Genomic DNA, 11,266 nt, shown 5'->3' on the forward strand with positions numbered 1-11,266 from the left:
GTGCTTATTTGGGGCACTGGGAGCAGCCGGACACTTGGGACGCCGTGCTGCAGGGGGCAACGAAGGCCTTCGTGATGGCGCCGAACGGGGTCTCCGATCCGGCCTTTGTGGAACGTGCGGCCACGCTCGGTGTCGAGCACGTCGTGCTGCTGTCGAGCAGGGGCATCGAGGCAGTGGGCGACGAGCGGCTGATGGCTGCCGAACGGGCCGTCGAGACGTCCGGGGCCGCCTGGACGATCTTGCGGCCGGACGCGTTCGACCAGAACTTCGACGAGGGCTTCTTCCGTCAGGCCGTCGCGGCCGGCGAACTGGTGATGCCGTTCGGCGACCTGAAGCAGGCGTTTGTCGATGCCGACGACATCGCCGCGGTCGCGGCGGCCGCGCTGACCACCACCGGTCACGCCGGCCGCCGTTACGAGGTGACCGGGCCGCGCTCCCTCACGTACGCCGAAGCTCTCGACATCATCGCGGGCCACATCGGCCACCCGGTGCGGTACCAAGGTTCCGACGAGGACTACTTCACCGCTCAGAAGGCTCTCGGACGGACGCGGGCGGAAACCGAACCCGCGGTGGCGGCATTCCGTGCGATCAGAGCCGCGGGCGATCACGCGCCGACCGGCACGGTCGAGCAGGTGACCGGCAGGAAGGCCCGGCCCTTCGAGGACTACGCCGCCACCGTCGACTGGGCCGCTCTGTGAGCCTTCGCTCTGGTTTCACGCGGTCGCGCATTACGGCCGGCGAGGCGAACGCAAGCGAACTCGTCCCAGTTCGTGCCGCAGTACTGCGGGGAGCCGAACTCCAGCCCTCTCCGACCCGTTCGCGACCAGTCGGCGGGTGAGCACCCGTGTCAGCGGGTCGGAGCACTTCAGTTGACGGCCCCAGCCGGCAGGTGGTGAGCGGTGTCGGCCAGGGCGCGGATTTCAGTGGCGACCCTCTCCCACGTGGGTTCGGGAATTTCGTGTCCGACTTCAGGCAGGAGGACCAGGCGCGAGCCGGGCACCCGGGAGGCGACCGCCTTTGCCGCCCTGGGCTTGATGAGAGGGTCGTCTTCCCCGTGGAGTACGAGGGTGGGCCGGGTGATGGCGCCGATCTTCCGGCCGTGCCACTGTGCGCCGATCTGACGGCTCTGCGCCTGCTGGTCCTGTACGCCGCTGTCGAGGTTGCGCGCGACCGCCTCTCGGGCCGCCGCCTCGTCGAAGGGACGTTTCGGCGAGGCGAGGAGACGGATGACGGCGACGCCGGCCGCGAGGTTCCCCTCGGGGGTGTCGGGGAACTTCAGGCCGGCGAACTTCGCCAGGGTCCGCAGCCGGACGTACCGCATGGCCCGAAGGCCCGCGGCGTCTCCGGGGACGGCTGCCATGGTCGTGAGTGTCCGGACGCGGCCCGGATGCCGTAGCGCGACGCGTTGTGCGACGGCACCGCCGAGCGAGACGCCCATAAGATGCGCCGACGACCACCCCAGGGCATCCATGACCGCGACGGCGTCGTCCGCCATGTCCTCGGCGGTGTAGGCGTCCCCGCGTTTTTTGAACAGCGCGGAGATCGGGCTACGGGTGGTGGTGGGCGGCAAGTGGGTCGAGTCCCCGCCGTCGCGCTGGTCGTAACGGGCGACCGCGAAACCCTGCGCCGCCAGGGCCCGGCACAGCCCGTCCGGGAACCATTTGCGGTTCGCGCCCAGCCCGGTGGCCAGGAGCAGGGGTTCACCGTCCGCCCGCTCACTCCACTGATCGAAAGCAAGCCGGACCGCACCGTTCTCCGCCCAGCGGACCGGGCCCCACTGGCCGACCGATGACGATGACATGAGGACCTCCCGTAACTGCACTCAGTGTTCGCAGTTTAGTATAGGGCGACGGTACGACGAACACGAGGCCGGACGGAACGGGAGAGGTGCCCGACTTGGCGCAGGAACACGGGACGGTCTGGACGCGGCCCGAACGCGGTACGCGCGGCCCCGCGGCCGTGCACAGCCGCGCGGAACTGACCGCTGTCGCCATCGGCCTGGCAGACCAGGGCGGCTTGGCAGCTGTCTCCACGCGCCAGGTGGCCAGGACGCTGGGCACCGGTCAGGCGTCCCTCTACCGCTACATTTCCAGCCGCGACGACTTGCTGGACCTGATGACGGACGCAGTGACGGGAGAGGTCGACCTCGACGTCCGGCTGAGCGGCGACCCCGTCAAGGACCTGGTCGCCCTCGCATCCCGGACCAAGGCGGTCCACCTGCGGCACCCCTGGCTGCCCGATGTTCCGCCGGAACCTCTCCGGCTGGGCCCCCGCGGCCTGGACTACCTGGAATACGCGCTACGGGCGATGGCACCCGCGCCGCTCCCGGGGCGGGCCAAGACGGAAATCGTCGGCCTGATGAACGCCCTTGTCGCCCAGTTCGCCCGCACAGAACTCCAGCTCGGCCACGGGAACGCGAGCCGCCAGAAGGCACAGACCGCCTACCTGAGCGAAGCAGCAGCCCAGGGAAAGCACCCGCATGTCGCGGCGGCCCTGGGCACCCCGACCGAAGCGGACCCGGCGCAGGACCCACAGGCCCTGTTCGAGCGGACGATGCACCGGGTACTTAGCGGTCTGCTCGCGTCCGACCCTTCCTGGTGAGGGCGCAGCGGGGCACAGAGGCCCTCAGAGATTTGCAGGGGCTCGCATCGGGAAGATACGGGCGCGCCGGCCAACCCCCTGCGGAACGTACGGAGCGGGGCACGGGACGCGCCCGGCACCCGTACCGGAGCCCAGGCCTCTCAAGGCCCGGGCTCCGGAACCGTCACCGGCAATGTCGGCATCGCCGCAGGTCAAACAGCGGGCTTCACCCGGTTACTCGTTGACGATGCGATAGGCGCTGACCCATGCGCCGATGCTGCGGTAGCCGGATCCGTCGATGATGATCGAGCCGCCGGTGCAGTTGGCGTTGTCCCACAATTCCACTCTGCGATGATCAACTTCGGTGCGAGCGGATCTGACTTTGTCGTTCCAGTTGTCTCCGACGTACCGGCAATCCCCCACGTTTCCGTCGAACCACCGGTCCAGGCCGCTGAAGCCCGTCGAGGCGTAGGCGTGCCAGTTGGCGGACGCCAGGCGGGCACCGCCGGTGGAAGAGTCGGAGGACGAGGGCGCGAGACCTTGGGCCGATGACGGCGGGGCAATGATGACGGTGCTGGCCAAGGCCGCAGCCGTGAGCAGGATCTTGCGTATGACAGGCACGATGTCTCCTTCCGTCGACCGTGTCATGTCCGGGTGAACGACGAGACGGTGAGGAAAACAGCAGAGCTTGAGTTGTCGGCCTCCTGGCACATTCACCCGGCGGGCAGCTCAAAGTTGCCCATGGTGACGACGGATAGTCGTGTGCCCGGGAAGATGGCGGAAACATGGACCCGTCGTGCGACTCCTCGCGCACTCTTATCTGGCATTGCCCTTTACCTGACATTCATGCCCCCGACAGCTCGCCGAAGCAGTGCGGCCGCACGCCTGCCAGTCCGGCGGCGTACGACTGTCCACTCTGTGCAGGTATTCGCGTCGCCAACTGACAGGCGGTGCTGGTCAGTCAGGTGGTGCCAGTCAGTGGGGCCGGTGCAGAACTTCCTGACCGGGTCGAAGTGCAGGAGCATGCAGGTCCGCTCGAAAGGCATCTCGCCTTTGCCCGTACGGGAAAAGAACTCGTGCTTGCTGCGGGGGGGGACCCGAACAGTCCTTTACCGGGGGCGGGCTTGTCGCGATCGATCAACCCAGAAGATCATTGGCGTCGCAGCACCACCCCACCCGGCCGTCGGCGCAGGCACAGTCGCCTGCGCGCGAGGGGTCGGCAGCCCGGCCTGAACATCCCGATGCCGCCGCCATCGCCGACCGGCCGAGGAGAACAGCAGGATCAGGAGAAGTCGAGCACCAACCGCCCCCGCAGGCCGCCCGCTTCGAGCAAGCGATGGGCCTTGGCCGCCTCGCCCGCGGGGAACACCTCGGCGACGCGCAGCGTCAAGGCGCCGTCTTCGGCCTGGCGGCGGAGCATGTCCAGACGCTTGGTGTCGGTGATGCCGTCCGGCGCCATCACCGGGCACACTCGGATGCCGCGCTCGGCCGGGCCGGACCAGCCCCGCAGCTCGGCCAGCGTCCCGCCGTCGGCGATCGCGGGCAGTGTGCCGGCGGTCTGTACGGAACCGTCCACAAGACCGGGGACCCCACCGGGTGCCAGCGCCCGCATTCGCGCGGCGACACCGGTACCGCGCTCCACGACATGGTCGGCACCGAAGCCGCGCACCAGAGCGGTATCGCGCCGGTCGGCATCTGCGATCACGGTCAGCCCGTCGACCTTGGCCAGTTCGACCGCGTAACCGCCAACAGCACCGGCCGCACCGGTGACGGCGACAGTCCCGCCGTACGGAACGGCCAGCACGTCCAGGGCGAGTAGTGCGGTCATGGCGTTCATGAGCAGCGTGGACGCCGCGGCGAAGTCGGCTCCCGCCGGGGCCGGCACCACCGATGCGGCGGGCACCACGACCTGCTCGGCGTAGGCCCCGCCGTGCGGACCGGTGAACAGCACCATGGCGACCACCCGTTGACCCATGGCGAGCCGCCCGTCGGTCCCGGGCCCGACCTGGTCGATCACGCCGGCCGCGTCCATGCCGGGTACGAACGGGGGCCGGCGGTCGGGCATGCGGACCGCGTGGCCGCCGGTACGGAGCATGACATCGGTCGGGTTCACGGCGGCTGCGTGCACCCGGATACGGACCTCACCCGGGCCCGCCTGCGGTTCAGGGAGTTCCAGGGCCTGGAGCGCTTCTGGGCCGCCGAAGTCATGGACGCCGATAGCTTTCATGCTCCGGGCAACTGGCCACGCCTGCACCGCATTCCCATACGGCGAGGCAACTACGCTCCGCGTCACTCCGCTCCGTCGTAGATGGTGGCTGCCCTTGACTGCCCGGCTCTCTTGCGTGCCTGACAGGTCTCCATAGGTGGGGATTACGTAATGCGCTACGTAGATCACAACTGGACGGCGCGGGGCGGCCGTGTCCGGACGTAGCGTCGACGACGGCAGGCAAGAGCTTCTCCGAGCGGGACCGGCTCAGAAGCGAAACCGGCTCACGGCTCGAAGACCGAGCGAGACACACGTACGAGCGAGGGAAGTCCATGACCAGGACGAAGAAGACCGGAATGCGGGTACGGAGCGGCCGGGCGGCCGTGATCGGCGCGCTGGGGCTGGCCTCGGTGGCGCTGGTCGCCGCGCCGGCGTTCGCCAAGGGCAGTGCGGAGATCACGGCACCGCAGACGGCGCGCGTCGGCGAGACCTTCACGGTCTCGGCGCACGGGGACGACGACGCCTCCAGCTACCTGCGGATATGCCTGGAGAACCGGAGCGGCGGTACGGCGTGGCACCAGCTGACCTGCGGCGCCGTGGTCGAGGTGGGCGGCGACGCGCAGGCCACCGCACGCGTCAAGGCCACGCAGAGCGGCGCCCTGCAATACCGCGCCGTGGTGTACGGCCTGCTCAGCCCGACCGACCGTCACCCCATCCGCCAGCGGACCTCTGCCCCGGCGACGGTGAACGTTCGCTGAGGCCGGCAGCACGGCTGCGGGCAGCCGGCACAGTCACTGCACAGGCCCCGGGGTGCCAGGATTGGCCCCCGGGGCCTGTGCAGTGTTCTGTCCAGGGGCCGGGACCGCGCGAATCGGGAGGGCCGCCTCGGCTCCCGTAGAGGCCTCCCCCGGCCAGGCCGCGATGAGAGTGATCCGGTCGGCGGCCTCGGCTTGGGGCCGGCCTCGGGGCCGGCGTCGGCGTCCCCGCGTCGTCGGCCTCCTCGTCGGCCCAGGGGCTACGGGTGGCCCGACGGGCACCGGCGAACGCCTCGTTGCCGGCGGGCAAGCACGGACGGGGCAGCCTTCGCCCGCGCAGCCTACGAACCCGAAATGGCTCTCACGCCTTTTCGATTGTGCAATACACCTCGTTTCTGCCACGAAGAGGCCGCGCGTGATTCCGTGCTGCATGAAGACCGCATCCGTCGCCGTGTATGCGATGTCAGAACCGGCTGGGTCTTTCCTCCTGCGACAACGGCTCCCACAACGTAGAACGCGTCAGCTCCGCTCTCGTCTTCGGTGTCGAAGCACTTGACGCAGTCAAGCGTAATCTTCAGATCCATAGCGGCCTTCCGATGCTGCCCGCGAGTGTCCCTCACTGCCGACAGACCGACGGCCTGCCGCCTCGCCACTGAACGGCGCGTGACGTCCTTCAGGTGATCCGACCGACGCGGGAGGAGGCGGCACGGAAGGGCTGCCCGGGCCTGAGCCCGGACGCCCTGCCTCGTGGCAGGGCGTCCGCCAGCCCCCTATTGATCGCCCGACCGGGTTCGACCATCTGAGCGTGCCACGACACCGATCGTCAGCGATGGGCGCTACGCCAGCGCCTCGCCCCTCTCGCAGGTCTCACGACTCGGGCCCGGTCAGGCTGAACTCCCTGCCGTGCCGAGGTGGCCGGCCGCGGTCAGCCGCTCGACCACGGTCCGCAGTTGGTCGGCGGTGACAGTCGCGGCGGCGGCGGGCTTCGGTGGCGAGTCGGCCGTGATCGACGGCGCCGTACAGGTGGAGCGCACGCAGCCGTTCGCCTCGCCGCGGGGGCGGTGGGGCTGCCTCCGACCTGGCGTCCACGGCCGATTGTCAGTGGTGGGTGAGAAGGTATGAGCATCGAGTGGGAAGAGGGGGAGAGTTCATGTCCGGAAACCAGAACTACATCAATCACGTTGCTCTTGTCTTGGATGCCAGTTCGTCCATGTCACACCTGAGTCGTAAGGTCGTCGACGTCGCCGACCAGCAGATTGCCTACTTGGCCCGCCGGTCGAAGGAGCTGGGCCAGGAAACCCGTGTCACGGTGTACGCCTTCGCCGACAAGGCGGAATGCGTCATTTACGACAAGGACGTGCTGCGGATGCCGTCCCTGAAGCAGCTTTACCGCGTCGGTGGAATGACGGCCCTGCTGGCGGCGACGCTGAAGTCGCAGCGCGAGCTGGCGCAGACAGCGCAACTGTACGGCGACCACAGCTTCCTGACATTCGTGCTGACGGACGGGCAGGAGAACGCGAGTCATCGCTGCCCGGATGCCCCGGCCACGGACCCGCGCGAGCTGGTGCAGGCCGTGGCCGAGATGATCGAAACACAGCAGGACAACTGGACATTGGCCGTCCTGGTGCCGGACCAGATGGGCAAGCGCGAGGCCATGCAGTGCGGCTTCCCGAAGGACAACATCGCCATCTGGGACGCCACGAGCACGCAAGGCCTGGAAGAAGCAGGGCAGGTCATCCAGCAGGCCACCGAGAACTTCATGGTGGGCCGGTCCCAGGGCATCCGGGGATCACGGGCGGTGTTTTCCACCGGTGCGGAGGCGGTCAACAAGGACACCATCAAGGCGGCCGGCCTCGTTCCGGTCAACCCGTCGGAATACCAGCTGATTCCGGTGGCTCGCGCAGCGGCGATACGCGACTGGGTCATCGAGTGCGGGCACACTTACCGTACGGGGTGTGCGTTCTATCAGCTGAGTAAGTCGGAGAAGATTCAAGCGCGGAAGCAGATTGCCGTGCTGGAGAAGAAGACGGACCGGGTGTACACGGGGCCGGAGGCCCGATCCTTGCTGGGTCTGCCGGATACGGAGGTTCGCGTCAATCCGGATCGCAACGACGACTTCACCATCTTCGTGCAGAGCACCAGCGTGAACCGGAAACTGATACCGCACACGCGACTGCTGCTGATGCTCTGAGGACGTTTCGAGGCCTCGGAAGGCTCCGTCGGCCCGGCTGGCGGAGTCCCCTCCTCGCCTCGTGCTCAGGATGGCGACAACCTCAGCGGCGGGCTCTCGTGTTCAGCTGTGCGATGAGTTGCCGGTTGGCCGCTCGGGCGACGGCGGGTCCTGGTCACGTTCGTCGAGTTGGAGCCGCAGGTCGGTGATGCGCTGCTTCGAGAGCGGTGTTCTGCTGCTTGAACTCGTCGATATCGCCGAAGGCGCCGAGCCCGCGTTCCCGCCACACGTGCTCGCCGAGCAGGAGGGAGACCCAGGCCCCCGCCCGCAGTCACCCGCCTCGCCTCCGCCCGGCGCGGGCTTGAGGGCCAGCGGCCATGGACCCGCCGCAGCGGCAGGCGCGTCCGGGACAGGTACTGCCATGAGCCGGGTAGTTCAGGACGAGGTGGCCGGCGGCCCGTCCCCGCCGGGATAATCGTTTCTGCCCGGAGGGCTACCAGGGCGCACCCGCCCTGGCAGCCACGCGCCGGGGCGGGTGCGCGCCGGGCAGGTCCGAACGGCGTCAGTCGCCGCGGACGATGAAGTCGGCTATAGCGGCAGCGACGGCTTCGGGCTGCTCATCGGGGATGAAGTGCCCGGCGTCGGGCACGACGACTCCGGTGGTGTTGTCGGCCCAGGGGCTGATGGAGGCTGCCATGTCCGGGATGGAGCCGTGGCTGCTGGAGATTCCGAGGATGGGCACGGTCAGATGCTGCCGGTTGAGCGCCAGGTGGTTCTTGCGCGCCGACTCTGCGGCGTCCCGGTAGTAGGCGAGGGAGGCGCGGAGGCCGCCGTCGGCGGCGAGGGCCGCTGCGTAGCGGTCGATGTCGGCGGCGTCGAACGCGTCAGGAGAGAGGGCCTTCGTTTTCAGGAACCAGCCGACATAGTCCCGTTCGCGGCCGGCGAGCAGGGTCTCGGGCAGGTCGGGCACGAGGTGGAACGCGAAGTGCCAGGTCTTCCACGCCCGGGCCGGATCGGTGGGAATCGTTTCCGGGAGGGTGATGCCGGGGATTCCGGCGTCGAGCAAGGCCACCCCATGCAGCTGGCTCTCGTAGTTGAGGGCGAGGGAGAAGGCGACCCAGGCGCCGATGTCGTGGGCGGCCAGCCAGTAGGCCGACACTCCGAGTGCCTTTACGGCGGCGTGGACGTGGGCGGCGACCGTGTGGGTGTCGTAGCTGATCTCCGGACGCTCGGAGTGGCCCTGGCCCGGCAGGTCGATCGCGATGACCCGAAACCGGTCGGCGAGACCGGGCATGACCTTTCGCCAGGCCTGCCAGGTTTGCGGGAACCCGGCGAGCAGGACGACAGCTGGGCCGGCCGGCTGACCGCCTTCGACGGCATGGAGGCGGATGCCGTCTGCGTCGACCCAGCGGTGGGTGAACCCGTCCAGGTCGTGCAGGGGCAGGTCGTGCAGGGGCAGGTCGCGGACAGGGGTGGCTTCGGGGACGTGCTGAATGGTGGTCGCAGGGTCAGTCACGGGAATCCTCCATTGGTGTGGGGGTTGCTGGTTCGGTGCCACGCCCCAGGGCCAGGCCCGCGAGCGCGATGGCTGATGGCGATGGCGATGGCGATGGCGAGAACAGTCAGGGTGATGTTGGAGATTCGGGTCCCGGCTATCTGGTCAAGGGCGCCCAACAGCAGGACGGAGCCGACGAGGCCGGAACAGACGAACAGGAAATATGTCGCGCGCGGGACTCGGTGCGGTTGCCGGGTTCGCTCAGCGCGTCCGTGACGCCGAGGCCGTGACGCATCACGATCCCGACAGCTGCCCGGGCGAAGACGGTGCCGACGGTGTCGACTGGCGCCGAGCGGGTCCACAGTGCCGTCGCGATGAGGATCATCCCGATTGCCGGGCAGGCCTGTCCGGATACTCCGCCGCAGGAGCCGCGACGGCATGAAGACCTGGACCGAGAGTGCGCCGACGAACAGGGCGCCGACGCCCGCGCCGACGACGGCCAGGTTCGATATGCCCAGGTCGTCACGGGCAAACGCAGGGGCCGACGACGAGAAGAAACCATTCACGCCCGAGGCCCCGGCAACGTGCACGCCGCCGGCGGCAAACGAGCAGGCCCGGCCCGCGCCGCGGGGACGTGCCGGGCGACGGACGCGGGGCCGCCGGTGCGTCCTCGGCCCTGCGGTCTCGGGGGCTGTCGGCCAGGCAAAGCCCGCAGCCGCACGGACGCCGAGGTAGCACCAGAACACGGTGCGGGTCGGCGCCGGGACGAACTCCGCCGGCAGGCCCGCGCCGATGACACCAAGGCTCAGGCCGTCGACGTTGGCGGCGGTGGTCGGCACCGCTGCGGTCTTGCGGCCGGGCACAATCTCCGCGATCTACGACGTCGCCGTCGCGGTGATGAGACCGGTTGCCACGCCGCTGAGGACCCGCGGGACCAGCAGGACGGTCAGGCCGTTGGCGAATGCGGCCCCGAGGGTGCTGACCGCCGTGAGCGTGAGCGCCGGCGCCAGGACGGGCGGCGTCCGATCACGTCGGGCAGTGAACCAGCCACGAGCAGCACGCCGACGACGCCGATGGCGTAGGCGTAGGCGTAGGCAATGAAGACGTGGATTGCGGTGCCGGGCCCGAAGCCGAACTTCGACGCCCACTGGTCGTAGAGCGGACGGTCAGATTCCTGCCGGCCATGACGGGGGTGTGGATGAGGTCGGCGGCGGCCGGGACCAGGCGGCGTGCCCGGAGCGTTTTCTCGGATCGCGGGGGCCTGCGGTCATGATCATGCCTGCACGATAGCACATCTTGAACCATCCAGTTCAAGATAGAATGGTGTGCAGCACAGCCCATAGACATCGACCCGCCGGCAAGGAAGTACCACGTGGCAGGCAAGAAGCAGTTCGACATGGACACGGCACTGGACGCCGCGATGATCCAGTTCTGGCGCGCCGGCTACGCCGACACCTCATTGGACGATCTGTCCCGGGCAACCGGCCTGAACCGCAGCTCCATCTACTCCTCCCTCGGCGACAAGGACACGCTCTTCCTGCGCTGCCTGGATCTCTACGCCGCGCGCTACGGCGAGAAGTACGACGCCGCCCTGTCGGGTGCAGCCTCGGAGCCCGTTGCCGCTGTTCGTGCGTTCTTCGACGTCACCCTCAAGCGCATCGCCGATCCCGAACTGCCCGATGGATGCCTGATTGCCCAGTCGGCCATGGCGATTCCGGTGCTCAGCCCGGCCGTCGCGGCGCACGCCAAGAAGGCGTTCGGCTCCCAGCGTCTGCGCCTGCGCGCCGCGCTGAAGGCCGGGCGATTGACCGACCAGGACGCCGATGCCTTCGCTGAACACACGGCGGCCGTGAACCAGTCTCTCGCCGTCATGAGCAGAGCCGGGGCGAGCCCGGCGCAGCTCCTGGCCATAGTGGGCGTGACCGTAGACGCGCTCTCGCAAGCGTTGCGCGCAACCAGGCGTGATTACTGACCTTCAAAGCGTGATGTCTCAGGGGCTGACATTTGGTGGTCGCGGCGGTATGCCGTCTGCATGAGGTATGCGCAGGGTGGTGGGCTGA

The 11,266-nt window shown here is 68.8% G+C and carries 11 protein-coding genes; 5 read left to right on the forward strand and 6 right to left on the reverse strand.

The window, feature by feature from the left end; all coding sequences use genetic code 11:
* The coding region (locus ACFV57_RS42125; RefSeq protein ID WP_385244425.1) for an SDR family NAD(P)-dependent oxidoreductase at positions 1-698 on the forward strand (698 nt) is incomplete at its 5' end.
* Positions 699-865: 167 nt separating this feature from the next.
* Here ACFV57_RS42125 and ACFV57_RS42130 read toward each other — a convergent pair.
* A complete protein-coding gene (locus ACFV57_RS42130; protein WP_385244427.1) occupies positions 866-1,801 on the reverse strand; it encodes an alpha/beta fold hydrolase in 936 nt (311 codons plus the stop codon).
* A 95-nt stretch (positions 1,802-1,896) separates the two neighbouring features.
* Here ACFV57_RS42130 and ACFV57_RS42135 point away from each other — a divergent pair, with 95 nt between their 5' ends.
* Positions 1,897-2,601 (forward strand): TetR/AcrR family transcriptional regulator, encoded by a 705-nt coding sequence (locus tag ACFV57_RS42135; protein WP_385244429.1) that lies wholly within the window; start codon positions 1,897-1,899, stop codon positions 2,599-2,601.
* A gap of 213 nt (positions 2,602-2,814) precedes the next feature.
* Here ACFV57_RS42135 and ACFV57_RS42140 read toward each other — a convergent pair whose 3' ends face one another.
* Positions 2,815-3,201, reverse strand: a complete 387-nt coding sequence (locus ACFV57_RS42140; RefSeq protein WP_385244432.1) for a peptidase inhibitor family I36 protein — start codon at positions 3,199-3,201, stop codon at positions 2,815-2,817.
* A gap of 661 nt (positions 3,202-3,862) precedes the next feature.
* Positions 3,863-4,807: an alcohol dehydrogenase catalytic domain-containing protein gene (locus tag ACFV57_RS42145; RefSeq protein ID WP_385244435.1), complete on the reverse strand. Its 945-nt coding sequence runs from the start codon at positions 4,805-4,807 to the stop codon at positions 3,863-3,865.
* Positions 4,808-5,118: 311 nt separating this feature from the next.
* On the opposite strand from ACFV57_RS42145, the gene ACFV57_RS42150 reads away from it, so the two are divergent.
* Positions 5,119-5,544, forward strand: coding sequence for a hypothetical protein (locus tag ACFV57_RS42150; RefSeq protein WP_385244438.1), 426 nt, complete (start codon positions 5,119-5,121; stop codon positions 5,542-5,544).
* An 881-nt stretch (positions 5,545-6,425) separates the two neighbouring features.
* Here ACFV57_RS42150 and ACFV57_RS42155 read toward each other — a convergent pair.
* Positions 6,426-6,575, reverse strand: coding sequence for a hypothetical protein (locus ACFV57_RS42155; protein ID WP_385244440.1), 150 nt, complete (start codon positions 6,573-6,575; stop codon positions 6,426-6,428).
* A gap of 116 nt (positions 6,576-6,691) precedes the next feature.
* Here ACFV57_RS42155 and ACFV57_RS42160 point away from each other — a divergent pair, with 116 nt between their 5' ends.
* Positions 6,692-7,732, forward strand: coding sequence for a vWA domain-containing protein (locus tag ACFV57_RS42160; RefSeq protein WP_385244443.1), 1,041 nt, complete (start codon positions 6,692-6,694; stop codon positions 7,730-7,732).
* Positions 7,733-8,273: 541 nt separating this feature from the next.
* Here ACFV57_RS42160 and ACFV57_RS42165 read toward each other — a convergent pair.
* Positions 8,274-9,227 carry an alpha/beta fold hydrolase gene (locus ACFV57_RS42165; protein ID WP_385244446.1) on the reverse strand — a complete coding sequence of 318 codons (954 nt, stop codon included), beginning with the start codon at positions 9,225-9,227 and terminating at the stop codon, positions 8,274-8,276.
* Complete coding sequence (locus tag ACFV57_RS42170) at positions 9,224-10,045, reverse strand: hypothetical protein (RefSeq protein WP_385244449.1); 822 nt, start codon at positions 10,043-10,045, stop codon at positions 9,224-9,226. The genes ACFV57_RS42165 and ACFV57_RS42170 overlap by 4 nt, the downstream gene beginning before the upstream one ends.
* Positions 10,046-10,578: 533 nt before the next feature.
* Between ACFV57_RS42170 and ACFV57_RS42175 the strand changes: the two genes are divergently transcribed.
* Complete coding sequence (locus ACFV57_RS42175) at positions 10,579-11,178, forward strand: TetR/AcrR family transcriptional regulator (RefSeq protein ID WP_385244452.1); 600 nt, start codon at positions 10,579-10,581, stop codon at positions 11,176-11,178.
* Positions 11,179-11,266: the final 88 nt, after the last annotated feature.

The sequence above is a fragment of the Streptomyces sp. NPDC059788 genome (assembly GCF_042732265.1).
Lineage (GTDB): Bacteria > Actinomycetota > Actinomycetes > Streptomycetales > Streptomycetaceae > Streptomyces.